Genomic DNA, 26,527 nt, shown 5'->3' on the forward strand with positions numbered 1-26,527 from the left:
CGCTTATGAATGCACCTTTTACTTATTCAGCACCGACATTAAGTATTGAGGCATTAAAACACTCGATTGCCTACAAACTCATGTTCACCGTCGGTAAAGATCCGGTTATCGCTAACAAACATGAATGGCTGAACGCCACGCTGTTTGCTGTGCGCGACAGACTGGTAGAACGTTGGCTGCGCTCCACTCGCGCGCAGCTCTCCCAAGAGGTGCGTCAGGTTTACTATTTGTCGATGGAGTTCCTGATTGGTCGCACGCTCTCCAACGCCCTGCTCTCGCTTGGCATTTATGATGACGTGAAAAGCGCGCTGGAGGAGATGGGACTGGATCTCGAAGAGCTGATCGATGAAGAGAATGACCCGGGCCTTGGTAATGGCGGCCTCGGGCGACTGGCGGCCTGCTTCCTTGATTCGCTGGCGACGCTGGGCTTGCCCGGACGCGGCTATGGCATCCGCTATGACTACGGCATGTTTAAACAGAACATTGTCGACGGGCGGCAAAAAGAGTCTCCCGATTACTGGCTGGAATACGGTAACCCGTGGGAGTTCAAGCGCCACAATACCCGCTACAAAGTGCGCTTTGGTGGTCGTATTCAGCAGGAGGGAAGAAAGAGCCGCTGGGTCGAAACCGAAGAGATCCTCGCGGTGGCCTATGACCAGATTATCCCCGGTTATGATACTGACGCGACCAATACGCTGCGCCTGTGGAATGCCCAGGCCAGTAGCGAGATCAATCTGGGTAAATTCAACCAGGGGGATTACTTCGCGGCGGTAGAGGATAAAAACCATTCCGAAAACGTTTCGCGCGTCCTCTATCCGGATGACTCGACCTATTCCGGGCGTGAATTGCGTTTACGTCAGGAGTATTTCCTTGTCTCGGCGACGATTCAGGACATCCTGAGCCGTCATTATCAGTTGCATCAGACGTATGAGAATCTGGCGGATAAGATCGCCATTCACCTCAATGATACGCACCCGGTGTTGTCTATTCCGGAACTGATGCGCCTGTTGATTGACGAACATAAGTTTGAATGGGACGACGCGTTTGAAGTGACCTGCCAGGTGTTCTCGTATACCAACCATACCTTGATGAGTGAGGCACTGGAGACCTGGCCGGTGGAAATGCTCGGCAAGATTTTGCCGCGCCATTTGCAAATCATCTTTGAAATTAATGACTATTTCCTGAAAACGGTACAGGAACAGCATCCTGACGATATTGAGTTGCTGGGCCGGACGTCAATTATTGATGAAGCCAGCGGGCGTCGTGTGCGTATGGCCTGGCTGGCGGTGGTGGTCAGTCATAAAGTGAATGGCGTTTCTGAGCTGCACTCTAACCTGATGGTGCAGTCGCTGTTTGCTGATTTTGCCGAAATATTTCCGATGCGTTTTCTCAATGTCACCAACGGCGTGACGCCGCGTCGCTGGCTGGCACTGGCAAACCCGTCGCTCTCGGACGTGCTGGATGAAAATATCGGCCGCACCTGGCGTACTGATCTGAGCCAGTTGAGTGAGTTGGAGCAACATATTGACTATCCGATGGTGAATCAGGCTGTTCGTCAGGCCAAGCTGGAGAATAAAAAGCGGCTGGCGAATGTGATAGCCCAACAGTTAAATGTAGTGGTGAACCCGAAGGCGCTGTTTGATGTGCAGATCAAGCGTATTCACGAATATAAGCGCCAGTTGATGAATGTACTGCACGTGATCACCCGTTATAACCGCATCAAGGCCGACCCGACGGCAGAGTGGGTGCCGAGAGTGAATATCTTTGCCGGTAAAGCGGCGTCCGCATATTACATGGCGAAGCACATTATTCATCTGATCAACGATGTTGCGCAGGTGATCAATAATGATCCGGTGATTGGCGATAAGCTGAAAGTGGTGTTTATCCCTAACTACAGCGTGAGCCTGGCGCAAGTGATCATTCCGGCGGCCGATCTGTCAGAGCAGATCTCGCTGGCGGGGACGGAAGCGTCCGGGACCAGCAATATGAAGTTTGCGCTGAACGGGGCGCTGACTATCGGGACGTTGGACGGTGCGAACGTGGAAATGCTCGAGCATGTCGGCGAGGAAAATATCTTTATCTTCGGTAACACGGCAGATGAAGTGGAAGCGCTGCGTCGCAAGGGCTACAAACCGCGTGAATACTATGAAAAAGATGAAGAGTTGCATCAGGTGCTGACACAAATCGCGACCGGTCTCTTCAGTCCGCAGGAACCGGGTCGATACCGCGATCTGGTGGATTCACTCATTAACTTTGGCGACCACTATCAGGTGCTGGCGGATTACCGTAGCTATGTCGACTGCCAGGACAAAGTAGATGCGTTGTATCAGCATCCGGAAGAGTGGACGATGCGAGCGATGCATAATATCGCCAATATGGGCTATTTCTCGTCTGATCGCACCATCCTCGAATATGCGGAGAATATCTGGCATATCAAACCGGTGCGTTTGTAGTGAGATGTCAGGATGGCGCTGCGAAAATCCGGCCCGCAGACCGGATTCGCGTAGCTGCCATCCTGCATGACTACTGTTATGAGGCTAACGACAACTCGTCTTTCTGATGATGGGCTAACCACTGTGCAACGCGGGATTGCTCTTCCGCATTTAACCACATCCCGAGTTTGGTGCGACGCCAGATGGCGTCATCCAGGCGCTTAACCCATTCATGTTCTACCAGGTAGCGCAGTTCCGCCTCATAGAGCTCGTGACCAAAATGCTCACCCAGGTCTTCAAGACTGCTGGCATTCTCGAGAATAAGGTCGCTGTTGCTACCGTAGGTACGGGCGAAATGGCGTGCCAGCGACTCGCTAATAAAGGGGTAACGGCGACGCAGTTTTGCTGCGTAATCATCACGATCGCCAGCGATCTCCCCGCCTGGCAGAACGCAGTTTTTGGTCCAGGCCGGGCCAATACCTTTGTAATACGGTGTCAGTTTTTCCAGCGCATGCTCGGCCAGCTTACGGTAGGTCGTGAGCTTACCGCCAAAGACCGACAATAACGGCGCCTGGCCGTTATCATCATGGATATCCAGCGTGTAGTCGCGCGTGATGGCCTGCGGTGAGTCCGATTCGTCGTCACACAGTGGTCGCACGCCAGAGTAGGTCCAGGCAATATCTTCGCGGCTCAGCTGTTTCCGGAAGTGGGCGTTATACACTTTCAACAGGTAGTTGATCTCGCTCTCTTCGATCTCCACGTGTTTCGGATCGCCTTTATATTCGACATCGGTGGTGCCGATAATAGAGAACTCATCCATCCACGGAATAACAAACACAATGCGCTTATCTTCGTTTTGCAGAATATAAGCCTGTTTCTGCGAGTGCACGCGCGGCACCACAATGTGGCTGCCTTTGATCAGGCGAATACCATACGGCGAGGGCAAGTGCATACCGTCGTCAAAGAACTGTTTCACCCACGGTCCCGTTGCGTTCACCAGACCGCGTGCCTGCCAGCTATATTTTTCCCCGGTGTCGATATCTTCCGCTTCGACAATCCACATTCCATTTTCGCGACGCGCGCGGGTGGCGCGGGTGCGGGTTAACACGTCGCCGCCTTTACGCTCTACCATCTGCGCATTGGCAAGCACCAGTCGCGCATCGTCGACCCAGCAGTCAGAATATTCGAAACCGCGCACGATTTCCGGTTTGAGTACCGATTCTGCGCCAAAACGCAAACCGGTAGATGACGGCAGGCTGGTACGTTTGCCCAAGTGATCGTACATAAACAGACCAATACGGATCATCCATGCCGGACGTAAATGCGGGCGGTGCGGCAGGCGGAAACGCATCGGGAAAGCGATATGCGGCGCCATTTTCAATAATACTTCGCGTTCGGCGAGCGCTTCGCTCACCAGACGGAATTCATAGTGTTCAAGGTAGCGCAGCCCGCCGTGGATCAATTTGGAGCTGGCGCTGGAGGTGGCGCAGGCTAAATCCTGGGCTTCCAGCATCAGCACGGATAAACCCCGCCCTGCGGCGTCTGCCGCGATACCGGCACCGTTGATGCCCCCGCCTATCACAATCAGATCTTTGGTTTCCATGCTACCCTCATGCACTTTCGTTAAAGCTCAAAAATGTTCGATATCGCTCATAATAGCAAATGAACGCGCCATTGGTAACATCAAAAAAACAATTTAGAGTGATATGCATAACATAATGGCGTTTACCTGCCGTCACGACGTACACTTGACAGGAGAATAGCCATTCCCTGTGTCAATTAAGAGAAAGCCATGGAACACTTTGAGTGCATTAACGTAGAAGAAACCCATCAAAAACTGCATCAGCAGCAGGCTGTGCTGGTGGATATCCGCGATCCGCAAAGCTTTGCCATGGGCCATACGCCGGGGGCGTTTCACCTGACCAACGACACGCTGGGCGCGTTTATGCGCGAAAACGACTTCGATACGCCGGTAATGGTGATGTGCTACCACGGCAACAGCAGTAAAGGCGCAGCGCAATATCTGCTGCAACAGGGGTACGATCAGGTTTACAGTGTCGACGGCGGTTTCGATGCCTGGCATCGCCATTTCCCGGCTGAAGTGGCACACGGCACGCTTTAGACCGCTATACTGTCTCTCTTTGTACGGATTAAGCGACGCCTGTCATGTTGATGATTACCTCTTTTGCTAACCCTCGCGTCGCCCAGGCGTTTGTTGATTATATGCAGACCCAGGGTGTGATCCTGACCATTCAACACCATGTGCAAAGCGACATCTGGCTCGCAGATGAGAGCCAGCTTGAGCGCGTGCGAGCAGAACTTGCGCGTTTTATTGAAAACCCCACCGATCCGCGTTATCTCGCGGCGAGCTGGCAATCCGGGCAAACCGGCAGTGGCCTGCATTACCGCCGTTTCCCGTTGAAGGCGGCAATACGTGAACGCAGCGGTCCCTTAACGCTGATCATTTCCGCGCTTAGCATATTCGTGTTTGTATTGATGAATATTGTTGGCGACCAAACGGTGATGATGTGGCTGGCCTGGCCGTGGGATGCCAGTGTGCAGTTTGAGGTATGGCGCTATTTCGCCCATGCAGTAATGCATTTTTCCCTGGTGCACATCATCTTCAACCTCTTTTGGTGGTGGTATCTTGGCGGCGCGGTGGAAAAGCGGCTGGGCAGCGGAAAACTGTTGGTGATCACCGTGATCAGCGCGCTGTTGAGCGGTTTTGTTCAGTACCACCTAACCGGACCCTGGTTTGGCGGTTTATCCGGCGTGGTCTATGCGCTGATTGGCTATGTCTGGCTGCATGGCGTGCGCGATCCGCAACCGCAGGTCGCCCTGCCTAATGGGCTGTTTATCTTTACGGTGGCATTGATGGTGGCGGAATGGTTTGGCCTGACGGGCTTCGCCATCGCCAGCGGCGCGCATACTGCCGGCCTGCTGATTGGGTTGGCGATGGCGCTGGTGGACTCACAGAATGTGCGAAAACGAACATAATTCTTCAGGGACAATTCATGAAACAAACACAGCGTCATGACGCGATTATTGAACTGGTTAAACAACAGGGATATGTCAGTACCGAAGAGCTGGTCGAACAATTTTCCGTTAGCCCGCAGACTATTCGTCGCGATCTGAACGACCTGGCCGATCAAAATAAAATTTTACGTCATCATGGCGGTGCGGCGTTGCCGTCCAGTTCGGTGAATACCCCCTGGCACGATCGTAAATCGACGCAGACCGCAGAAAAAGAGCGTATTGCGCGCAAAGTCGCGGAGCAAATCCCCAACGGCGCAACGCTGTTTATTGATATCGGCACCACGCCGGAAGCGGTAGCCCATGCGTTACTCGATCACAGCGACTTGCGCGTGGTGACCAACAACCTGAATGTCGCCAATACCTTAATGAAGAAAGATGATTTTCGCGTCATTCTGGCGGGCGGGGAGTTGCGTAGCCGCGATGGCGGAATAGTCGGGGAAGCGACCCTCGATTTTATCTCTCAGTTCCGTCTCGATTTTGGCATCCTCGGCATCAGCGGCATTGACGCCGATGGTTCGCTGCTGGAATTTGATTACCATGAAGTGCGCACCAAACGCGCGATTATCGAAAATTCGCGCCACGTCATGCTGGTGGTCGATCACTCGAAATTTGGTCGCAACGCGATGGTCAATATGGGCAGCATCAGCATGGTAGATGCGGTCTACACCGATATCATGCCGCCTGCTGGCGTGATGAAAGTGATTACTAACAGCAATATTCAGCTTGAGCTGTGCTGACAGAGTGCGATGTCTGACGGCACCGTGCCGCCGTCAGACGCCATACCCCATGATTTTCAGTAACTGCTGCGCGTGCTGGACTGCATCCTGACGGTGAGCAACGCCGAGTTTTTGGTAAAGATTGCGGATATGGGTTTTGATGGTGGTCGCGGCGACAGCCAGCTCCCCGGCAATCTGTTCGTTGCTGTAACCGGAGTAGATAAGCCCAAGCACCTGCCATTCACGCTGGGTTAACGGACTGGTGCGGATCAGTTCCGGTACTTCCGGGTGGGTCAGAAGTCGTTCAACAAAACTCTCATCGAAATGGGCGAATTTATGCCGGTGGTGCTGGTTTATCTCGCGCAGAATACGCTGGGCGCGGTGCTGATCCAGCTCCGGCAGCGTATTGAGCTGAATTAACTGACGCAACTGCTGCGCCATCGCCTCGCCTTCAATCACAAAGTGGCTGATAAACCCGGTGCGGTTAGCCAGTTGCAAGGCCTCCAGCAGTACGCGCTGAGCATCGTTTTTACGCCCGGCTTGCCAGTAAAGTTGATTAAGCAACAGCAGATTGCGGTTGACGTCGCTCATCAGTCGCAGGCTGCGCGCGTTTTCATTCAGCTCTTCCAGCACCATTTCCGCCGGGTCGAAATCCCCCAACAGGATCTGTGCGCGGGCGATGTTGCGCCACTGGCTTTGCAGGAAATGGTTATTGGCGAACTCGGGTTTTGGCGTCTGGCGCAGCCACTGCGCAGCGGCTTTCTTGTCATTGGTCATTTGCCAGTAAATGACCCGGACTTTATCGGCGTTCGACACCCAGTCGCTGTGGTACTGACCGTTGCCAAGCAGGTTTTCCAGGCGGTGCAGATGGCTGCGGGCATTATCCAGATCGCCGCGCGCCAGGGAATTTTGCACCACCAGCGCCAGGCATTGCAGTTGCTGTTGCGGTTGCAATGCGGACAGGACTTCCAGCCCCTGACGCGCCACGGCTTCTGATTCATCCAGCCGCGCCCATGCCCAGAGAAGCTGCGCACGAATGCGTAACAAGAATTCGTGCATCGGCAGTTGTTCGAGGTGTTGTTCGCGGATCAGCGTAAAGCCTTTCTCCTGCATCTCCCAGGCGGCCTGCAAAAAGCCCTGCGCAAAGAGGATTTCGCTCTGTTGGATCAGGCTCCACAGCGCGTAATGCCAGACATCGTGGCGGCGGGCCATCTGCTCGGTTTGCTGCATCACCGACAGCGAACTGGTCAGCTCGCCTTTACAGTGCAACACTTCGCCATGCACGGAGGTGGCGACAATACGGCTGTAGTAGTTCGCCAACGGCAGCTCATCCAACGCAACCATTGCCAGCCGCTCCGCTTCAACAGGATCGCCATGGTTAATGGCGACCTGAGCACGCAGGGCATTGAAATCGCCGTGCAATGAAGAGTCCATCTGCGTGGTCATCTCTTGCTCAGCACGGGCCAGTAACATATTCACTTCACCATAGCGATGCTGGCTCTGCATCAACCAGGCCTGTAACAGCACCAGACGCGGGTTCTCCAGCAGGCTTTCCCATGGCAGCGCTTTCAGCGACTCTTCCAGTACGCTCAGTTCGCTATGGTTAAAGAGTCCCCAGGCGTGATGCAGCAGAATGTCCCGCAGCATAACGCCATCGCCAGCGGCCAGTGCGTGGTGAATGGCTTCGCTTGGGAAGCCTTGCGCCATCCAGCTTTCCGCCGCTGCGCGGTGGATATCCGGCAGTTCGGTCGCCAGTTCCCATTGACAGCGCTGGCGCAGGAAACTGCCGAACAGCGGGTGATAACTAAACCACTCGCCGGAATCATCCATACGTTGCAGGAACAGCCCCTGGCGTTCGATCTCCTCCAGGCGCATTTGCCCATTCTCTTCGCCGGTCACCCGGACAATCAGGGCATCATTCATTGAGCGTAGCAGCGCGCTTTTTAGCAGGAACTTACGGGTATCGGTATCAACATTATCCAGCACCTCATCCACCAGGTAGTCGGAGAGATGGGTGGCGTTAATTCCTGACAAACGGCGCGCGGACTGATGTGGGGCACTGTGGTTTTGCCGGGCGGAAAGCGCGATGAGTTGGAGCGCGGTGGCCCAGCCCGCGACATCATCGCACAGGCGGCCGCTTTCTGCGGCTTCGATAGGTGACGCCAGGCGACAATCAAAAAACTGTTTGGCCTCCTGGTGGGTAAAGGCCAGTTGCTGACTGCCCACTTCCAGTAACTGTTCACGCACGCGCAGGTTGGCAATGCCTAACTGAGGTAAGTTGCGTGATAGCACAAACAGCGTCAGGTTTTCCGGTTGATGGCGCAGGAAGAAACGCATGGCATCGTGGATTACCGGGTTCGTTATTAGATGGTAATCGTCAATCACCAAATACAACGGCCGCTGCCATTCAGTCAGTTCCACGAACAGTTGAGAAAAGAGTGAGGCCAGGCTGGCGTACTGGCGTTTTTGCGCCATCGCCTCGCTTCTTGCGCAGTGACCACCTGTCGCCTGCTGGATAGCGGCGACAAAGTAGCTGGCAAAACGTTCTTGTTGGTTATCTCCTTCGTCCAGCGAGAACCAGCCAATGTCATTTTTACCGGCCGCCCATTGGGAAATGAGCGTTGTTTTTCCGTAACCCGCAGGGCTTGTGATCAGCACAAGCCGATAATTGTTGGCGCCGGAAAGTTTCGCCAGCAAACGTTCACGCACCACCGTGTGGTCGAGACGAACCGGACGACTTAATTTTGACGGAATCAACATAGTTATCACTTCACTGTGAGGCAAACTGGGGGGATGATTTTTTTTGCGCTTCGTAATTAATACTAATAAGGTCGGTCAGATGTGAGTTTATTGCAAGTTATGTCCAAATCTGACGATTGTGAATTTGCACCATGTCACATTTTTATTTCCGTAATGAATAAATTAAGAACAATAGTTACAAAAGTCGTGGGGTCAGAATTGGCGGGCTGTCCCGGTCTGTCGCGTGGTGCGTTTGTTAACGTTCCGCGTCCCGGAAAGCTATTTATCTCTGCCGGGCTTAAATCGCACAAATAGCGAAATCGTGCGAACCAGATTTTAAATGAATTTAATATCTGCCGGTTTTCACAGATGAGCAAAACCAATTTCTTCTGAAACGACATTTCATATCCTTTTTCCCCTTCGTTAAAACGGCGCGCATTTTTCCGTCTCGTTTTGCTGCTTTTTGTTTGAAAAATGTGCAAAAGAGACGCTACCTTTAAGTGGCGGCGATCACAATTTTCGCTCATCCCCGCTACTCCTCCCCGGCTAATCCCAGGCAGGATGAGGAACTCATAAACTGAGCCTGGCACACTAGCGCTAACGTCGATTTAATTCACAAAAGGACCCGGATTCTTTATGTCAAAGCCAACGTTTGATAAAGCGCAGTTTGAAGCGGCCCTCACTCGCCAGTGGCAGCGTTTGGGGTTGGCGGCTGCAACGGAAATGACCACCCGTCAGTGGTGGCACGCAGTCAGCGGCGCGCTGGCGGAACTGCTGGCAGCACAGCCTGCGCCGAAAGCGGAGAAAAAGCAGCGCCATGTTAACTACATCTCGATGGAGTTTTTAATTGGTCGCCTGACGGGCAACAATCTGCTTAATCTGGGGTGGTATCAGGATGTGGCGGCGGTGCTGGATACGCACGCGATAAATCTTAGCGATCTGCTGGAAGAGGAGATCGATCCGGCGTTAGGCAACGGTGGGCTTGGGCGACTGGCAGCTTGTTTTCTGGACTCAATGGCGACGGTGGGACAATCCGCCACAGGCTATGGGCTGAATTACCAGTATGGCCTGTTCCGTCAATCTTTTGTCGACGGCCAACAACATGAAGCGCCGGATGACTGGCATCGTCGCAGCTACCCGTGGTTCAGCCACAACGAACAGCTGGACGTGCACGTAGGTATTGGCGGTAAGGTCAGCAAAGAGGGGCTGTGGCAACCGGCATTTACCCTGGTTGGCGAAGCCTGGGATCTGCCCGTTATTGGCTATCGCAACAGTGTGACGCAGCCGCTGCGTCTGTGGCAGGCGACGCATGCTCATCCGTTTGATCTGACCAAATTTAACGACGGTGATTTCCTGCGTGCCGAGCAAACCGGCATTGACGCAGAAAAACTCACCAAGGTGCTGTACCCCAATGACAACCACCAGGCCGGGAAAAAACTGCGCCTGATGCAGCAATATTTTCAGTGCGCCTGTTCGGTGGCTGATATTCTGCGCCGCCACCATCTGGCAGGACGCAAACTGGCGCAGCTGCCGGATTTTGAAGTTATCCAGTTAAACGACACTCACCCGACCATTGCCATCCCGGAACTGCTGCGCGTGTTGCTTGATGAGCATCAACTGAGCTGGGATGAGGCCTGGGCGATCACCAGCCGGACCTTTGCTTACACCAACCATACCTTGATGCCGGAAGCGCTGGAGTGCTGGGACGAAACCCTGGTAAAAGCGCTGCTGCCGCGCCATATGCAGATAATTAAGCAGATCAACGACAAGTTTAAAGTACTGGTCGAGAAGACCTGGCCTGGCGACAAGGCGGTATGGGCTAAGCTGGCGGTGGTGCATCACAAACAGGTGCGAATGGCGAATTTGTGCGTGGTCGGGGGGTTTGCGGTAAACGGGGTCGCAGCGCTGCATTCGGACCTGGTCGTCAAAGATCTGTTCCCGGAATACCACCAGTTATGGCCGGGTAAATTCCACAATGTGACCAACGGTATTACCCCACGCCGTTGGATTAAGCAGTGCAACCCCTTGCTGGCAGCGTTGCTGGATAAAACGCTGAAAAAAGAGTGGGCTAACGATCTCGATCAGCTGATTAATCTGGAGAAATACGCTGATGATGCGGCGTTCCGCCAGCAATATCGCGAGATCAAACAGCAGAACAAGATCCGTCTGGCGGCCTTTGTCAAAGCCCGTACCGGTATTGAGATCAACCCACAGGCGCTATTTGATATTCAGATCAAACGCCTTCACGAGTACAAACGCCAGCATCTCGGTCTGTTGCATATCATTGCGCTGTATAACGAGATCCGCGAAAACCCGAAGGCCGACCGTGTGCCGCGCGTATTCCTGTTTGGCGCGAAAGCCGCGCCGGGTTATTACCTGGCGAAAAACATTATCTATGCCATTAACAAAGTGGCGGAGGTGATCAACAACGACGCGAAGGTGGGCGACAAACTGAAGGTGGTGTTCCTGCCGGATTATTGTGTGTCGGCAGCGGAAAAACTGATCCCGGCGGCGGATGTTTCCGAACAGATTTCTACCGCCGGTAAGGAAGCCTCCGGCACCGGCAATATGAAGCTGGCGCTGAATGGCGCGCTCACCGTGGGGACGCTGGACGGCGCGAATGTCGAGATTGCCGAGCAGGTTGGCGAAGAGAATATCTTTATCTTCGGCCATACCGTTGAGCAGGTGAAAGCGTTGAAAGCTAAAGGCTACGATCCGCTGAAATGGCGCAAGAAAGACAAGCAACTGGATGCGGTGCTGAAAGCGCTGGAGAGCGGGAAGTTTAGCGGCGGCGACAAGCATGCGTTTGATCAAATGCTGCATAGCATTGGCAAACAGGGCGGCGATCCGTACCTGGTACTGGCGGATTTCAGCGCCTATGTGGCAGCGCAAAAACGTGTCGATGCACTGTATCGCGATCAGGAGGCCTGGAGCCGTGCTGCGATCCTCAATACCGCCCGCTGCGGTATGTTCAGCTCCGATCGCTCGATTCGTGATTATCAAACCCGTATCTGGCAGGCGAAACGCTAAGGAAGCGCAATGGAAAGCAAACGTCTGGAGCATGCCGCGCTGGCGGCGGGGATCAGCCCTGACTACATCAATGCGCACGGCAAACCGCAGTCCATTACTGCGCTCACCAAACGGCGGTTGCTGGAGGCCATGCATCCGGCTCCTGCGACAGGCACAGTTTCACCTGTGCCACCGGTGCAGGTTTTTATCCGCGGCAAAAAGAAGGTACTGCCGGTGCAGGGCAAAGGCGATTTCCGCTGGCATCTGACCACGGAAGCGGGCAAACAGCATACAGGCGAGGTGCGAGGCGGTGCGAACCTGGCGTTGCCAGGCGGGCTGGCGCTCGGCTATCACTCTCTGGTGCTGGAGCAGAAAGGCCAGCAATGGCCGTGCCGGTTAATTATCGCTCCGGCACGCTGTTACGAACCGCAGGCATTGCTGGAGGGGAAAAAGCTGTGGGGCGCTTGCGTTCAGCTTTACACCCTGCGTTCGCAGGATAACTGGGGCATTGGCGACTTTGGCGATCTGAAGGCGATGCTGGGCGAGGTGGCAAAGCGCGGCGGTGCGTTTATAGGTTTAAACCCTATTCATGCGCTCTATCCGGCGAACCCGGAGAGCGCCAGTCCGTACAGTCCGTCATCCCGGCGCTGGCTGAATATTATCTATATCGATGTTAATGCCCTGACGGACTTTCGCGACAGTGAAGAGGCGCAGGCATGGTGGACGTTGCCCACGACGCAGCAAACGCTAGGTGCTGCGCGGGATGCCGAATGGGTGGATTACGCCACGGTGACCGCGTTGAAACTGGCGGCGCTGCGTATGGCATGGAAGCACTTTCGTCAGCGCGCCGCAGATGACGAACAAGCGTTAGCCTTCCGGGATTTTGTGCAGCAGGAGGGGGAAAGCCTGTATTGGCAGGCGGCATTTGATGCGCTACATGCCTGGCAGGTGCAGGAGGATGAATTGCGCTGGGGCTGGCCCGTATGGCCGGAAGGGTATCAGTCTATCCGAAGCCCGCAGGTGAAAGCGTTTTGTCAGCAACATGCCGACGAGGTGGATTTCTATCTCTGGCTTCAGTGGTTGGCGTATACGCAGTTTGCCGAATGCTGGGCGACAAGTCAGAACAACGGTATGCCGATTGGCCTGTACCGTGATTTGGCGGTAGGCGTGGCGGAAGGCGGTGCGGAAACCTGGTGCGATCGCGAGTTGTATTGCCTGAAAGCCTCCGTTGGCGCGCCACCGGATATTCTGGGGCCGCTGGGGCAAAACTGGGGGCTGCCGCCGATGGATCCGCATGTTATGCAGGCTCGTGGTTATGCGCCGTTTATCGATCTGCTACGCGCCAATATGAAAAGCTGTGGCGCGCTGCGTATTGATCATGTGATGTCGATGCTGCGCTTATGGTGGATCCCTTACGGTGAAACCGCTGACCACGGGGCGTATGTGCAGTATCCGGTCGATGATCTGCTCGCTATTCTGGCGCTGGAAAGTCAGCGTCATCAGTGCATGGTGATTGGTGAGGATCTGGGTACGGTGCCGGTGGAGATTGTCGGTAAGCTGCGCAGTTGCGGCGTTTACTCGTACAAGGTGCTCTATTTTGAAAGCGATCATGAAAAGACCTTCCGTACGCCGCAGGCCTATCCGCCACAGTCGATGGCGGTCGCCACCACGCATGATCTGCCGACGTTACGGGGATACTGGGAGAGCGGCGATTTAACCCTCGGCAAAACCCTTGGGCTCTACCCGGATGAAGTGATATTGCGTGGACTGTATCAGGATCGCGAAAGGGCAAAACAGGGGTTACTGGATGCGTTGCATCAGTCCGGGTGCCTGCCAAAACGTGCCGGGCATAATGCCTCACGCATGCCGATGACGGCGATCCTTAATCGTGGGATGCAGCGTTTTATCGCGGATAGCAACAGCGCGTTACTGGGATTACAGCCGGAAGACTGGCTCGATATGCCAGGGCCGGTAAACATTCCGGGCACCAGTTATCAGTATAAGAACTGGCGGCGTAAGCTGGCGGTTACGCTGGAGAAGATGTTTGCCGATGAGAAGGTTAACCGCCTGATTAAGGATCTCGATCGTCGCCGCAAAGCAGCAGGTAAACGCTAATAAAAATGCCCGGTCAGACCGGGCATTTTCATCTTGTCAGGAGGGACCTGCGTTTTATCAGACCACCATTCCCAGCAGCAAGCATCCTACCAGGCCGCACACGGAGATAATGGTTTCCAGCGCGGACCAGGAACGCATGGTCTCACCGATAGTCAGGTTGAAATACTCTTTGAACAACCAGAAACCCGGATCGTTCACATGGGAGAAGATCACGCTACCGGAGCCCACGGCAATCACCATCAATTCCGGGCTTACCCCGGTGGTGGCAATCAGCGGCGCGGCAATACCGCCTGCGGTGATCGCCGCCACGGTTGCAGATCCGAGCGCAATACGCAGGACGGCAGCGATAGACCACGCCATAAACAGCGGAGAGAGGTTGGTGGAGTGCATCATGGCGGCAATGTATTTATCCACGCCGCTATCGACCAGAACCTGCTTGAACGCGCCGCCGCCGCCGATGATCAGCAGCATCATGGCGATGATTTTGATAGAGCTGGTCAGGGTGTCGTTAATGTCGTCCATTGAACGACCACGGTTCAGGCCAAAGGTGAAGACCGCAATCAGGACGGCGATCATCGTTGCCATCACCGGGTCGCCAAAGAACTCGGCATACGGAAGGATAGCGTGACCTTTCGGCAGCACCATCTCCGCTACCGCGCGCAACGCCATCAGGATCACCGGTACCAGAGAGGTCCAGACGCTGACGCCAAAGCCTGGCATCTCTTCTTCGGTAAAGGTTTTGGTGTTGTACAGACCTTCAGGAATCGGCTTATCAATGCTTTTCAGGAAGCGCGCATATACCGGGCCTGCGAGGATCACCGTCGGGATACCGAGCAGCGTACCGTAAAGCAGGGTTTTCCCCATGTCCGCATGGAAAATGGTGGCAATGGCGGTCGGACCTGGGTGCGGTGGCAGGAAACCATGCGTGACGGACAGCGCAGCGGCCATGGGCACACCGATATAGAGCAGCGGAATACGTGCAGACGCGGCAATCGTGAACACCAGCGGCAGCAACAGTACAAAGCCCACTTCATAGAACAGGGCGAAACCGACGGTAAAACCGGTTAACACCACGGCCCACTGAATGTGTTTACGGCCGAATTTCTCAATGAGCGTCGTGGCAATGCGCTGCGCGCCGCCGCAATCCGCCAGCAGTTTACCCAGCATGGCGCCGAAGCCCATGATCAGCGCAAGACTACCCAGCGTTCCACCGACTCCGGCTTTAATGGATTTGATCACCGCGTCCAACGGCATGCCCTGCATCATCCCGACGGCGAGCGCCACCAGGATCAGGGCAATAAACCCGTTGAGTTTAAAACGGATCATTAACAGCAATAAAAGGGCGACACCGATAGCGACAATGACTAATGGCATGATTTACCTGGCCTTTAATTTGTTATGGGTAACGTCATTCTTTTTTGGCAGTCCCTTAATGCTCCAGGGTACGAAACAGCGGGCTGCCGCACCGTTACGGCTTACATCCATAACTCAAAATTGTAGCTGGATGTTGTTGTCTTGTGGGTGCTGACTGAAATGATACGGGTAACATCTATGGGAAGAGAATCACCAGGCGGATCTAAATGTGAGAACTGAGACATCCGTCATATTAACGCGAGTAAACTAACCACAATGAAAAAGCGATCTGTGATGACAAGGATACGGGTAACAGCGAGGGGTATATGACTTAACCGGGGAGGCATCGCCAGATGGCGGGGGACGGGCATCTGGCGCAAGACCCGGTAAGCGAAGCGCCACCGGACCTGTATGCGACAACGGGAGTAAGGCTTAGTAGTAGGAGTGCTCGCCGCGTTGGTGCTCGGTCAGATCGCGCACGCCTTTCAGTTCCGGGAATTCGGTCAGCAGCTGCTTCTCGATCCCCTCTTTCAGCGTGACGTCGACCATAGAACAACCGTTACAGCCGCCGCCAAATTGCAAAATGGCGTAGCCTTCATCGGTGATTTCCATCAGCGATACACGGCCGCCGTGGCCGGCGAGTTGAGGATTAATTTGCGACTGCAGCAGATACTCCACGCGTTCCATCAGCGGGGCGTCGTCAGAGACCTTACGCATTTTTGCATTCGGCGCTTTCAGCGTGAGCTGGGAACCCAACTGGTCGGTAACAAAATCGATTTCCGCATCTTCCAGATACGGCGCGCTCAGTTCGTCGACGTAGGCGATCAACTGCTCAAATTTCAGTGCGGTGTCGCTTGCTTCAACCGCGTCCGGTGGGCAATAGGAGACGCCGCACTCGGCGTTTGGCGTACCCGGGTTAATCACAAATACGCGGATTTGTGTCCCTTCTTCCTGATTTGCCAGCAGTTTAACAAAATGCGCCTGGGCTGCGTCGGAGATACGGATCATAGCAATGGCCTAATAGTTGACTATTTTACTTGGTTATAATACGCCCATCATCGAGGGTCTACAAGGTTCGACACAGGCACCATACCTGAACAGTCGCTGCGCCGCTGCGTAAAAGCAGGCGGGTGATTTCTGCAACAGTACTGCCGGTCGTGACGACATCATCCACCACGACGATATGGAGACCAGCGACCGGCAATTCAAGTCGGAAGGCGTTTTTCAGGTTCTGTTTGCGCAAACGAGCGCTGAGATGATGCTGAACCGGCGTTGCCCGCAGGCGGCGCAGCGCGGCGCGTGGAGCGCTGCATTGTAACCAATGCGCCAGCTTCTGACATAACAGATCGCTTTGATTAAAGCCTCTGCGCCACTGGCGACGGGTATGCAGTGGCACGCTGAGGATCATATCGGGTTTTGCCGGATTCCGGGTCGGGTGCGCGGTACGTACGGCTAATAACAGCAGCCGGGACAGCGCATTAGCTGCTTCCGGACGCGGTGCAAACTTAAACTGATGCAGTAGCGTACTGAGCGGTGGTGCATAATCACTGACGGCGATAAGCCGCTGCCAGGGTGGCGGTTTTTGCAGGCAACGCCCACAGTGAATATCGTCGCGGGCGGCAGGTAAACCGCACAAAGGGCAAACGCTGCCACGCCTGAGGATGACACGCGCGCACAACGAACAGATTCCCCAGTGGCTGCATGCGAGCGGCATCCGGCATAGCCAGCATAACCCCGGCGCTGTTAGCATATTGCACCTCCCTGTGTGAAAAAAGAGAACGATAACTGATGAGTGACATCTGGTGGCAAACCAAAGGCGAAGGAGATTGTCATCTTGTGCTGCTGCACGGATGGGGACTGAATGCGCAGGTCTGGGATTGCATCACCCCGGAATTGAGTACGCACTTTACCCTGCATCTGGTGGATTTGCCGGGCTACGGCAGGAGCCGTGGTTTTACTGCGTTAACACTGCGGCAAATGACGGACCTCATATTGTCTCAGGCACCGGAAAAAGCAGTATGGCTTGGCTGGAGTCTCGGCGGGCTGGTGGCAAGCCAGGCTGCGTTACTGGCTCCTGAACGCGTTAATGCACTGGTCACGGTAGCCTCGTCGCCCTGTTTTAGCGCGCAGGATGACTGGGCCGGGATCAAGCCCGATGTGCTGGCGGGGTTTCAGCACCAACTCAGTGAAGATTTCCAGCGCACCGTCGAACGTTTTCTGGCGCTACAAACACTGGGAACGGAAACGGCAAAGCAGGATGCCCGATTGCTGAAAAGCGCGGTGCTGTCGCTGGATATGCCATCGGCAGAGGTGTTGAATGGTGGACTGGAGATCCTGAAAACGGTGGATTTGCGTGAGGCGTTAACGGGGCTGTCCATGCCGTTTTTGCGTTTGTATGGCCGGCTTGATGGGCTGGTGCCGCGCAAAATCGTCCCGCTGCTGGATGAGATGTGGCCGGAGAGTGAATCAGTGATCTTCCCGAAAGCCGCGCATGCGCCGTTTATCTCACATCCTGATGCTTTTTGTGACACGCTGGTGGCGCTTAAATCGCGGCTTTAAGCTCCTCCCATCGGGGAAGAGGGTGCCATTATCGCAACGCCCACCACTCGCGTGAGCAGGCGTCTTTCCCGTCCGGGCAGTGTTTACAGCTACCGGTCAAACACCCGGTAGCCTCTTCCTGAATGCGAACCGCTTTGCCCATGGCCTCCATGCGCGCGAGCATGGCATCGATCAGCGCTCGTGGCGTGTGCAGTGTCGCGCTGAGCTGGCTGGCTTCCATTCGCCCGCGCAAGGCCAGTAAATCCCGTACGTCAATTAACGATGCCATCATGTCGCTCCTTAGTGGCAGTCGCCCGCCGGGCTGTCGCAGCAACTGGCGACGGTTTTGCGTGTTGCCAGCAGGTTGACGTTCACCCGGCTTCTGGCACGGCGCAGCGCGCCAATGACCACAACGTTGAACAGGAGCACCGCCAGAATGCAGGTCAGACTGTAAACCGGGTGCTGGTTAAACGTCACCGTCTGGTAGAACAGGGTCGACAGCGAGTAGGCGATGTTCAGTCCCCATAATACCGAGAACCCCATCCAGCCACGGCTGGATTCACGGGCGATAGCGCCCATTGCCGTGATGCAGGGAACGTAAAGCAACACAAAAATCAGGTAGCTGTAAGCGGCTGCCGCACTGCCGAATTTCTCACTCATCACGCCCATTGTACCGGTGGCCATCTCACCCTCGCCTTTGCTGGCTTCAATCGGGTTGGCCAGCACGCTCAGACTGAACGTGTCTTGCAGGCTTTTCCAGGTTTCACTCAGCGCTGCCGCTAACTCGCCCGTCAGGCTGAATTCCGCCGGATTAAACGCCGCTTCCTGAATATTTTCGGCGGTGTAGAGCGTATTCAGCGTACCCACCACCACTTCTTTTGCCATCGCGCCGGTGAACAGCCCGACCGTCGCTTGCCAGTGATCGCCATGCACGCCAATCGGCTCTAACAGGGGAGTGAAGACGCGGCTAATGGAAGCCAACGCCGACTCGTCGATTTTGTCGACGGTGCGGCCATCCAGCGAGAAGCTGTTCATCGCGCTCAGGAAAATACTGACCACGATAATCACTTTACCGGCACGGATAACAAAACCTTTCAGACGTTGCCAGGTTTGCAGCAGCAGGCTTTTCAGGTGAGGTACATGATAAACCGGCAGCTCCATAACGAACGGAGTCGCTTCACCGCGCAGCAGAGTGAACTTCAGCATCAGCCCGGTCAGAATAGCCATTACAATGCCAAGCACATACAGTGAGAAGACCGTCACCGCGCCTTGCTGACCAAAGAAAGCCGCAGCAAAGACGGCAAAGATCGCCAGACGCGCACCGCAGGACATAAACGGCGCCATCATCATGGTGATCAACCGTTCACGCGGTGCATCGAGCGTACGCGCACCCATCACCGATGGCACGTTGCAGCCAAAGCCCACAATCAACGGCACAAAGGATTTACCCGGCAATCCCAGCGATTGCATCAGGCGATCCATCACAAAGGCGGCGCGCGCCATATACCCGGAGTCTTCTAGGAAAGACATAAACAGGTACATCATGCCAAGCTGGGGAACCAGCGGCAGTACGGTATTCACCCCACCGCCCAGCCCCTGAGCAAGGAACACGGTTAGCCATGCCGGGAAGTGCAGCGTATAACCCAGCCACTGAATGCCATGCACGAAAACTGCCACTGAACCGGCATCAAAAATAGGTGCGAACGCGCCACCGATATTAATGGCGAACAGGAACATCAGGTACATCACGAACAGGAAGACAGGCAGGCCCAAAAAGCGGTTCAGGATCACGCGGTCGACCGCGGCCGTGAACTGGCTGGGCTCGGCAGTCAGCGTGTTGCTCACCGCGTCGCAAATGGCGGCGATGGATTGATAACGTGCATCGGCAATATGCAGTGCCGGGTCATCCATTTCGGCCTGCAAACGAGACAGGCTGGTATCCAGGTGCTGGGCGCTGATGCCTGAATTGGCGCGGCTGTAGATATCGCCCTCCAGCATTTGCAGCCCCATCCAACGGCGTTGCTGCCACGGCGTCTCGTCACCCATCAAATGCGCCAGCGCGTCAGCTTCTCGTGCGAGTGGTTGAGCGTAATGCACCAGTTCAACGCTGTCGTTAGCCTGATGACGGTCGATCGCCAGCTTAAGGGCTTCTATGCCGCGGCCCCGTGTGGAAACCAGTGGGATTACCGGGCAACCAAGGCGCGCAGCAAGGGCATCGACATCAATGCGTACTTTCTGCTTTTCGGCGATATCAAGCATATTCAGCGCGATAATGCAGGGAATGCCGAGTTCCAGCAGTTGTAAGGTCAGGTAGAGGTTGCGCTCCAGGTTGGAGGCATCTACCACGTTAATCAGCAAGTCTGCGTCGCCGCTCAGAATGTAGTGGCAGGCAATCTGTTCATCCAGTGAGGTTTGCGCAGAAATGGTGGTCAGGGAGTAAGTACCAGGAAGGTCGACCAGCGTAACCTGTTTATCTGTGGTGGTGAATGAACCCTCTTTGCGTTCAACGGTAACGCCAGCCCAGTTACCTACACGCTGGCGCGCACCGGTTAACTGATTGAATAATGTCGTCTTGCCTGAATTAGGATTACCAATTAAGCCAATGGTTATTTTTTTCATTTTACGTAACTCTCTGTAACGGCTGAACCATTAACGTGAAACTGCTTCCAGCTCAAGGAAGGCGAGATCTTTTTTTCGTAACACCAAATTAACGCGTCGGGTTTCGATATGAATGGGATCGCCTAACGGTGCCACACGTACCACATTAAAAGAGGAACCGGGCAACATGCCTAAAGAGAGGAGTTTTTGCCGCCATGCCGGGCTAATTTCTTGTGAAAAGCCGGTAATTTTCCACGCGCTGTCAGGAGAGAATTGCATAGAACCTACTTATGTACGCTGTGAACCAATATTTATCATGCGTCGTGCGGGCGCATGGCATCCGGTAAAGGGCCAATGAAAAAAGAGAAATACTCAACATGGCACAATGATAATGAGAATAGTTTTTATCATCAATCATAAAAATGCGCTGGCAGGCAGTCGAATATATTAATTTGGACCTGTTTTGACGTAGCTCAACATTTTGTTGTGTTATCCATTTCGTGCTGCATTGGATAAAGAGAAACACAAAAAGATCGTTAATGGCATTTTTCAGACTTAAGCGTTTATTAAGAATGGAAAGTGGATAACGTAAATAAGGCGCAGATACAGGGCATTAAGCGAGCTAATTATAGATAGGGTTGATTAATATTTTTGAACGCTAATTAGCATGTAAAATAATGCGTTAGTTTTATTTCGTCGAATAACGGTGCGGATCAATACTTATATTTTCGAATAGTTTGAGGAAAAATAGCCCTTCTCTTGTTCCGGAAGGGCTATCGTTGACGTTTAGCGTTTCTTACCCATTGCTGCCGCTAACGCATCCATCATTGCGCTGTTGCCGCTGGGTTGTGCATCGCGGCCGCGCGGGGCTTTCGCCGGGCGCGCATTGTTGCGGCCTGCATCGCGGTTGCCCCCGTTGCTGTTGCCATTACCGCGACGGGTGGTGCTGTCGCCGGGTTGCTCATCCAGACGCATGGTCAGCGCGATGCGTTTGCGCGGGAGATCCACTTCAAGCACCTTCACTTTGACGATATCGCCTGCTTTGACCACCGTATGTGGATCTTCAACGAACTTGTCCGCCAGCGAAGAGATATGGACCAGGCCATCCTGATGCACGCCGATGTCAACGAACGCACCGAAGTTAGTGACGTTGGTGACCGCACCTTCCAGCACCATGCCGGGCAGCAGGTCGTTGAGGGTTTCAACGCCTTCAGCAAAGGTCGCGGTTTTGAACTCCGGACGCGGGTCGCGACCCGGTTTCTCCAGCTCTTTGATAATGTCCGTCACCGTTGGCACACCGAAGCGCTCATCGGTAAATTCAGCGGCATTCAGTTTGCGCAGTTCGCTGCTGTTGCCCATCAAATCGCGCAGGGATTGCGCGGTTGCCGCCAGAATACGCTCCACCACCGGGTACGTTTCCGGGTGGACCGTTGAGGCATCGAGCGGGTTGTCGCCGTGGTTGATACGCAGGAAACCTGCACACTGTTCAAAGGCTTTCGGCCCAAGACGGCTAACTTTGAGTAACTGCTGGCGATTCTGGAACTGACCATTTTCATCACGCCAGGTGACGATATTCTGCGCCATCATGCGGGTCAGGCCCGCCACGCGTGTTAGCAGCGGAACAGAGGCGGTATTCAGGTCAACGCCGACTGCGTTCACGCAGTCTTCGACGACCGCATCCAGCTTACGTGCTAACTGCGTCTGGCTGACATCGTGCTGATATTGGCCGACGCCGATGGATTTGGGATCAATTTTCACCAGCTCAGCCAGGGGATCCTGTAAACGGCGGGCAATAGAGACTGCACCGCGCAGGGAAACGTCGAGATCCGGGAACTCCAGCGCTGCAAGCTCAGATGCGGAGTAGACCGATGCGCCTGCTTCACTGACGATCACTTTTTGCGCAGTGACTTTCGGGAACTGTTTTTGCACATCGAGATAGAAACGTTCTGTTTCGCGGGACGCGGTGCCGTTACCGATGGCGACCAGCTCAACGTTATGCTTCTCACACAGTGTCGCCACGGCAACCGCCGCTTTCGCAGCCTGGCCGGTATGCGGATAAATGGTGTCGGTCGCCACCAGTTTGCCGGTGCCATCCACGACCGCGACTTTTACGCCGGTACGCAGACCCGGATCTAGTCCCATGGTGGCGCGCAGTCCTGCCGGTGCGGCCATCAACAGATCGTGCAGGTTGCGGGCAAAAACGTTAATCGCTTCATCTTCTGCGCGTTCACGCACCGTGCCCATCAGCTCGGTTTCCAGATGCATTAACACTTTGATGCGCCAGGTCCAGCTCACCACGCCTTTGCGCCAGCTATCTGCCGGGGCATTGTTAAGACGCAGGCCGAGATGATCGATAATGATCTGCTCGCAGTGGCTCTCTTTTGGCGGCTCGTCAAATTGCGGGTCGGCATTCAGCGAGAGCTGAAGCACGCCTTCGTTGCGCCCACGGAACATGGCCAGTGCACGGTGAGACGGGGTGGTGGCAATCGGTTCATGATGATCGAAGTAGTCGCGGAATTTCGCGCCTTCTTCCTCTTTGCCACTGACGACAGTCGACACCAGATGAGCGTTTTTCCACAGATAGTCGCGCACTTTTGCCAGCAGCGCGGCATCTTCGGCGAAGCGTTCCATCAGGATATAACGTGCACCATCCAGCGCGGCTTTGCTGTCTGCGATGCCTTTCCCGGCGTCGACAAAGGTCGCGGCTAAGGTGTCCGGATCCTGTGAAGGATCGATCCATAACGCATCGGCCAGCGGCTCCAGACCGGCTTCAATGGCAATCTGCCCGCGGGTGCGGCGTTTAGGTTTGTATGGCAGGTAGAGATCTTCGAGTTCGGTTTTGCTCAGCGTACCGTTAATGGCTTTGGCCAGTTCGTCGCTGAGTTTGCCCTGCTCGCCAATGGATTTGAGGATCGCCTGACGGCGTTCTTCCAGTTCGCGCAGGTAGACAAGACGGGTTTCGAGCTGACGCAGTTGCGTGTCGTCCAGACCGCCGGTGACCTCTTTACGATAGCGCGCGATAAACGGCACTGTGTTCCCTTCATCAAGCAGGCGAACGGCGGATTCCACCTGTTCGGCCCGGGCCTGAAGTTCACCCGCAATAATGCGGCAGAGCGAATCATTCATCATTTCTTTATCATCTTCTGCATAAAAACAGCGTGTAGTTATACGGACTGGCGCTGAAAATTGCCAGCCGCTATGGGTTGCTCTCGGACTGTTCCGGATGGGTTATTTCACATACTCGATTTCGTTAACGTACCAGGTCGCTTCGCCGCCCGGTGTCTGCACCACGGCGACATCTCCCGCTTCTTTCTTCAGCAAGGCGCGCGCCATCGGCGAGTCGATTGAGATGTAATCTTTACGACCAAAGATCTCGTCATAACCCACGATGCGAAAACGCAGGGTTGCGCCCTCATCGTTTTCAATTTCCACCCAGGCGCCAAAGAACACTTTGCCTTCCTGCTGTGGTGAATAATCAACAATTTTCAGGTTTTCCAGACATTTGGTGAGATAACGTACCCGGCGGTCTATCTCACGCAGGCGTTTTTTATTGTACTGGTAGTCGGCGTTTTCGCTGCGGTCGCCCAGGCTCGCGGCCCAGGTCACTTTTTTGGTGACTTCCGGGCGCTCCTCACGCCAGAGAAAATCGAGTTCCTGCTTCAGTTTGTCGTAACCTTCACGGGTGATCAGGGGCGTTTTCATGCAATTGCCTTTTCTCTGTCTCGCACATGCTTTACAAATCGTTATGTCTAAGGTGCGGATTAATCATGCTTTCTGTGATGAAATATGCATATAACTTGCTGTTAAATATGCTTTGTAACAATTTCGACTAGAATGTATACCAGATTTAGCTGGTCGTGAACGCGCACTTTTTTAGAATACGGATTCATAATTGTCGGAACCTTTGGGAGTATAAACAATGCAAGAGAATTATAAGATTCTGGTAGTGGATGACGACATGCGTCTGCGCGCATTACTTGAGCGTTATCTTACCGAGCAAGGCTTCCAGGTTCGTAGCGTCGCTAACGCTGAACAAATGGATCGTTTGTTAACCCGTGAATCTTTCCATCTGATGGTGCTGGATCTGATGCTGCCCGGCGAAGATGGCCTCTCTATCTGCCGCCGTCTGCGCAGCCAGAGCAACCCGATGCCGATCATTATGGTGACGGCGAAAGGGGAAGAGGTGGACCGTATCGTTGGTCTGGAAATTGGCGCTGACGACTACATTCCCAAACCGTTTAACCCGCGTGAACTGCTGGCGCGTATTCGCGCGGTACTGCGCCGCCAGGCGAATGAACTGCCGGGAGCACCCTCTCAGGAAGAAGCGGTCATTGCCTTTGGTAAATTCAAACTGAACCTCGGTACCCGTGAAATGTTCCGCGAAGATGAACCGATGCCGCTGACCAGCGGTGAGTTTGCGGTGCTGAAAGCGCTGGTCAGTCACCCGCGTGAGCCGCTATCGCGCGATAAGCTGATGAACCTCGCGCGCGGTCGTGAATATTCGGCGATGGAACGTTCTATTGATGTGCAGATTTCCCGTCTGCGCCGCATGGTGGAAGAGGATCCTGCTCATCCACGTTATATTCAGACCGTGTGGGGTCTGGGCTACGTATTTGTGCCGGATGGCTCTAAAGCATGAAGCGAGTGCGCTTCTCACCGCGCAGTTCATTCGCCCGCACGTTGTTGCTCATTGTCACCTTGCTGTTCGTCAGCCTGGTGACAACTTACCTGGTGGTGCTGAACTTCGCCATTTTGCCCAGCCTCCAGCAGTTTAATAAGGTTCTCGCCTACGAAGTACGTATGTTGATGACCGATAAACTGCAACTGGAGGATGGTACGCAACTGGTGGTGCCACCGGCGTTTCGTCGCGAAATCTACCGGGAATTAGGGATTTCGCTCTACTCCAACGAGGCCGCGGAAGACGCAGGTCTGCGTTGGGCTCAGCATTATGAGTTCTTAAGTCAGCAGATGGCGCAGCAGCTTGGCGGGCCGACTGAGGTGCGCGTCGAGGTGAACAAAAGTTCGCCAGTCGTGTGGCTAAAGACCTGGCTGTCGCCCAATATCTGGGTGCGTGTGCCGTTGACCGAAATTCACCAGGGCGACTTCTCTCCGCTGTTCCGTTATACGCTGGCGATTATGCTGCTGGCGATAGGCGGCGCCTGGCTGTTTATCCGCATTCAGAACCGACCGCTTGTTGACCTGGAACATGCCGCGCTCAAAGTGGGGAAAGGGCAAATTCCGGCGCCGTTGCGGGAATATGGCGCATCGGAAGTGCGTTCGGTGACTCGCGCCTTTAACCAGATGGCCGCTGGGGTGAAACAACTGGCGGATGACCGCACGTTGTTAATGGCCGGGGTGAGCCATGATTTGCGCACGCCACTGACGCGTATCCGCCTGGCGACGGAAATGATGGCGGAAGAAGATGGCTATCTTGCCGAGTCGATTAATAAAGACATTGAAGAGTGCAACGCCATTATCGAGCAGTTTATTGATTATCTGCGTACCGGTCAGGAGATGCCGATGGAAATGGCGGAACTGAATGCGGTGCTTGGCGAAGTGGTGGCAGCCGAAAGCGGCTATGAGCGGGAAATTGAGACGGCATTAAACGCCAGCGAGATCTTCGTGCGTATGCATCCGCTTTCGATTAAGCGTGCAGTCGCCAACATGGTGGTGAATGCGGCACGCTATGGCAAAGGCTGGATTAAAGTCAGCAGCGGCACCGAATTGAATCGTGCCTGGTTCCAGGTGGAGGATGACGGCCCGGGCATTAAGCCGGAGCAACGTAAGCATCTGTTCCAGCCGTTTGTCCGTGGCGATAGCGCCCGTAGCACCAGCGGCACCGGTCTTGGCCTGGCGATTGTGCAGCGTATTGTCGATAACCATAACGGTTTGCTGGAACTGGGCACCAGCGAGCGCGGCGGGTTATCTATTCGCGCCTGGCTACCTGTTCCTGTTGCTCGCGTGAGCGGGCCAACGAAAGACGCCTGAATA

General features: G+C 54.6%; 20 protein-coding genes. 9 read left to right on the plus strand and 11 right to left on the minus strand.

Translation table 11 applies throughout. The features are described from left to right. Window positions 1–5 precede the first annotated feature (5 nt). Window positions 6–2,453, plus strand: coding sequence for a glycogen phosphorylase (gene glgP, locus O9K67_RS01875; RefSeq protein ID WP_061492847.1), 2,448 nt, complete (start codon window positions 6–8; stop codon window positions 2,451–2,453). Window positions 2,454–2,529: 76 nt separating this feature from the next. Here glgP and glpD read toward each other — a convergent pair whose 3' ends face one another. Beyond that, window positions 2,530–4,035: a glycerol-3-phosphate dehydrogenase gene (glpD, locus tag O9K67_RS01880; protein WP_061492848.1), complete on the minus strand. Its 1,506-nt coding sequence runs from the start codon at window positions 4,033–4,035 to the stop codon at window positions 2,530–2,532. 189 nt (window positions 4,036–4,224) lie between these two features. On the opposite strand from glpD, the gene glpE reads away from it, so the two are divergent. The 3 genes from glpE to O9K67_RS01895 are packed head-to-tail and all read left to right on the plus strand — an operon-like array spanning window position 4,225 to window position 6,205. Then, window positions 4,225–4,554, plus strand: a complete 330-nt coding sequence (gene glpE, locus O9K67_RS01885) for a thiosulfate sulfurtransferase GlpE (protein ID WP_061492849.1) — start codon at window positions 4,225–4,227, stop codon at window positions 4,552–4,554. A 44-nt stretch (window positions 4,555–4,598) separates the two neighbouring features. After that, the gene (gene glpG, locus O9K67_RS01890) at window positions 4,599–5,429 is read left to right on the plus strand and encodes a rhomboid family intramembrane serine protease GlpG (protein ID WP_061492850.1); all 831 of its coding nucleotides are present in this window, start codon (window positions 4,599–4,601) and stop codon (window positions 5,427–5,429) included. A 17-nt stretch (window positions 5,430–5,446) separates the two neighbouring features. After that, complete coding sequence (locus O9K67_RS01895) at window positions 5,447–6,205, plus strand: DeoR/GlpR family transcriptional regulator (RefSeq protein ID WP_061492851.1); 759 nt, start codon at window positions 5,447–5,449, stop codon at window positions 6,203–6,205. 33 nt (window positions 6,206–6,238) lie between these two features. Here O9K67_RS01895 and malT read toward each other — a convergent pair whose 3' ends face one another. Together malT and O9K67_RS01905 are read right to left on the minus strand one after the other, a co-directional pair. Further along, window positions 6,239–8,944 carry an HTH-type transcriptional regulator MalT gene (malT, locus tag O9K67_RS01900; RefSeq protein WP_061492852.1) on the minus strand — a complete coding sequence of 902 codons (2,706 nt, stop codon included), beginning with the start codon at window positions 8,942–8,944 and terminating at the stop codon, window positions 6,239–6,241. Window positions 8,945–9,078: 134 nt separating this feature from the next. Continuing rightward, window positions 9,079–9,450 (minus strand): hypothetical protein, encoded by a 372-nt coding sequence (locus O9K67_RS01905; protein WP_061492853.1) that lies wholly within the window; start codon window positions 9,448–9,450, stop codon window positions 9,079–9,081. Between the two features lie 109 nt (window positions 9,451–9,559). On the opposite strand from O9K67_RS01905, the gene malP reads away from it, so the two are divergent. Both malP and malQ read left to right on the plus strand, forming a co-directional pair. Beyond that, on the plus strand, window positions 9,560–11,953 hold the full coding sequence (gene malP, locus O9K67_RS01910; protein WP_061492854.1) for a maltodextrin phosphorylase: 2,394 nt from the start codon (window positions 9,560–9,562) through the stop codon (window positions 11,951–11,953). A 9-nt stretch (window positions 11,954–11,962) separates the two neighbouring features. Beyond that, window positions 11,963–14,047 (plus strand): 4-alpha-glucanotransferase, encoded by a 2,085-nt coding sequence (gene malQ / locus O9K67_RS01915; RefSeq protein ID WP_061492855.1) that lies wholly within the window; start codon window positions 11,963–11,965, stop codon window positions 14,045–14,047. Window positions 14,048–14,104: 57 nt separating this feature from the next. On the opposite strand, the gene gntT is transcribed toward malQ, so the two are convergent. From gntT to gntX, 3 genes are all read right to left on the minus strand, one after another. Beyond that, a complete protein-coding gene (gene gntT / locus O9K67_RS01920; protein ID WP_061492856.1) occupies window positions 14,105–15,421 on the minus strand; it encodes a gluconate transporter in 1,317 nt (438 codons plus the stop codon). 411 nt (window positions 15,422–15,832) lie between these two features. Then, window positions 15,833–16,408, minus strand: a complete 576-nt coding sequence (gene nfuA, locus O9K67_RS01925; RefSeq protein WP_061492857.1) for a Fe-S biogenesis protein NfuA — start codon at window positions 16,406–16,408, stop codon at window positions 15,833–15,835. 58 nt (window positions 16,409–16,466) lie between these two features. Beyond that, window positions 16,467–17,150 (minus strand): DNA utilization protein GntX, encoded by a 684-nt coding sequence (gene gntX / locus O9K67_RS01930; protein WP_061492858.1) that lies wholly within the window; start codon window positions 17,148–17,150, stop codon window positions 16,467–16,469. A gap of 38 nt (window positions 17,151–17,188) precedes the next feature. Between gntX and bioH the strand changes: the two genes are divergently transcribed. After that, a complete protein-coding gene (gene bioH, locus O9K67_RS01935; protein WP_061492859.1) occupies window positions 17,189–17,959 on the plus strand; it encodes a pimeloyl-ACP methyl ester esterase BioH in 771 nt (256 codons plus the stop codon). Window positions 17,960–17,987: 28 nt separating this feature from the next. On the opposite strand, the gene feoC is transcribed toward bioH, so the two are convergent. The 5 genes from feoC to greB form a co-directional block, all read right to left on the minus strand. Further along, entirely contained in the window at window positions 17,988–18,227 is a 240-nt protein-coding gene (feoC, locus tag O9K67_RS01940) for a [Fe-S]-dependent transcriptional repressor FeoC (RefSeq protein ID WP_061492860.1), read from the minus strand. Between the two features lie 11 nt (window positions 18,228–18,238). Next, entirely contained in the window at window positions 18,239–20,557 is a 2,319-nt protein-coding gene (feoB, locus tag O9K67_RS01945) for a Fe(2+) transporter permease subunit FeoB (protein ID WP_061492861.1), read from the minus strand. 30 nt (window positions 20,558–20,587) lie between these two features. Next, on the minus strand, window positions 20,588–20,815 hold the full coding sequence (feoA, locus tag O9K67_RS01950; RefSeq protein WP_017459530.1) for a ferrous iron transporter A: 228 nt from the start codon (window positions 20,813–20,815) through the stop codon (window positions 20,588–20,590). A gap of 507 nt (window positions 20,816–21,322) precedes the next feature. Then, on the minus strand, window positions 21,323–23,665 hold the full coding sequence (locus O9K67_RS01955) for a Tex family protein (RefSeq protein WP_061492862.1): 2,343 nt from the start codon (window positions 23,663–23,665) through the stop codon (window positions 21,323–21,325). A gap of 99 nt (window positions 23,666–23,764) precedes the next feature. Beyond that, window positions 23,765–24,238 (minus strand): transcription elongation factor GreB, encoded by a 474-nt coding sequence (gene greB / locus O9K67_RS01960; protein ID WP_061492863.1) that lies wholly within the window; start codon window positions 24,236–24,238, stop codon window positions 23,765–23,767. A 217-nt stretch (window positions 24,239–24,455) separates the two neighbouring features. Between greB and ompR the strand changes: the two genes are divergently transcribed. Together ompR and envZ are read left to right on the plus strand one after the other, a co-directional pair. Beyond that, entirely contained in the window at window positions 24,456–25,175 is a 720-nt protein-coding gene (ompR, locus tag O9K67_RS01965; protein WP_001157751.1) for an osmolarity response regulator transcription factor OmpR, read from the plus strand. Then, on the plus strand, window positions 25,172–26,524 hold the full coding sequence (gene envZ, locus O9K67_RS01970) for a two-component system sensor histidine kinase EnvZ (protein WP_061492864.1): 1,353 nt from the start codon (window positions 25,172–25,174) through the stop codon (window positions 26,522–26,524). Before ompR ends, envZ begins: the two co-directional genes overlap by 4 nt. Window positions 26,525–26,527 lie beyond the last annotated feature (3 nt).

Origin of the sequence: Kosakonia oryzendophytica, assembly GCF_027886705.1 — a bacterium.
Lineage (GTDB): Bacteria > Pseudomonadota > Gammaproteobacteria > Enterobacterales > Enterobacteriaceae > Kosakonia > Kosakonia oryzendophytica.

Coding starts and splice junctions, on each gene's coding strand:
- glpD (WP_061492848.1), bottom strand. CDS start 4,035: ATGGAAACCAAAGATCTGATTGTGATAGGCGGGGGCATCAACGGTGCC.
- ompR (WP_001157751.1), top strand. CDS start 24,456: ATGCAAGAGAATTATAAGATTCTGGTAGTGGATGACGACATGCGTCTG.
- O9K67_RS01905 (WP_061492853.1), bottom strand. CDS start 9,450: ATGAGCGAAAATTGTGATCGCCGCCACTTAAAGGTAGCGTCTCTTTTG.
- malQ (WP_061492855.1), top strand. CDS start 11,963: ATGGAAAGCAAACGTCTGGAGCATGCCGCGCTGGCGGCGGGGATCAGC.
- greB (WP_061492863.1), bottom strand. CDS start 24,238: ATGAAAACGCCCCTGATCACCCGTGAAGGTTACGACAAACTGAAGCAG.
- nfuA (WP_061492857.1), bottom strand. CDS start 16,408: ATGATCCGTATCTCCGACGCAGCCCAGGCGCATTTTGTTAAACTGCTG.
- envZ (WP_061492864.1), top strand. CDS start 25,172: ATGAAGCGAGTGCGCTTCTCACCGCGCAGTTCATTCGCCCGCACGTTG.
- glpE (WP_061492849.1), top strand. CDS start 4,225: ATGGAACACTTTGAGTGCATTAACGTAGAAGAAACCCATCAAAAACTG.
- gntT (WP_061492856.1), bottom strand. CDS start 15,421: ATGCCATTAGTCATTGTCGCTATCGGTGTCGCCCTTTTATTGCTGTTA.
- feoA (WP_017459530.1), bottom strand. CDS start 20,815: ATGCAATTCTCTCCTGACAGCGCGTGGAAAATTACCGGCTTTTCACAA.
- bioH (WP_061492859.1), top strand. CDS start 17,189: ATGAGTGACATCTGGTGGCAAACCAAAGGCGAAGGAGATTGTCATCTT.
- glpG (WP_061492850.1), top strand. CDS start 4,599: ATGTTGATGATTACCTCTTTTGCTAACCCTCGCGTCGCCCAGGCGTTT.
- feoC (WP_061492860.1), bottom strand. CDS start 18,227: ATGGCATCGTTAATTGACGTACGGGATTTACTGGCCTTGCGCGGGCGA.
- gntX (WP_061492858.1), bottom strand. CDS start 17,150: ATGCTAACAGCGCCGGGGTTATGCTGGCTATGCCGGATGCCGCTCGCA.
- glgP (WP_061492847.1), top strand. CDS start 6: ATGAATGCACCTTTTACTTATTCAGCACCGACATTAAGTATTGAGGCA.
- O9K67_RS01895 (WP_061492851.1), top strand. CDS start 5,447: ATGAAACAAACACAGCGTCATGACGCGATTATTGAACTGGTTAAACAA.
- O9K67_RS01955 (WP_061492862.1), bottom strand. CDS start 23,665: ATGATGAATGATTCGCTCTGCCGCATTATTGCGGGTGAACTTCAGGCC.
- malT (WP_061492852.1), bottom strand. CDS start 8,944: ATGTTGATTCCGTCAAAATTAAGTCGTCCGGTTCGTCTCGACCACACG.
- feoB (WP_061492861.1), bottom strand. CDS start 20,557: ATGAAAAAAATAACCATTGGCTTAATTGGTAATCCTAATTCAGGCAAG.
- malP (WP_061492854.1), top strand. CDS start 9,560: ATGTCAAAGCCAACGTTTGATAAAGCGCAGTTTGAAGCGGCCCTCACT.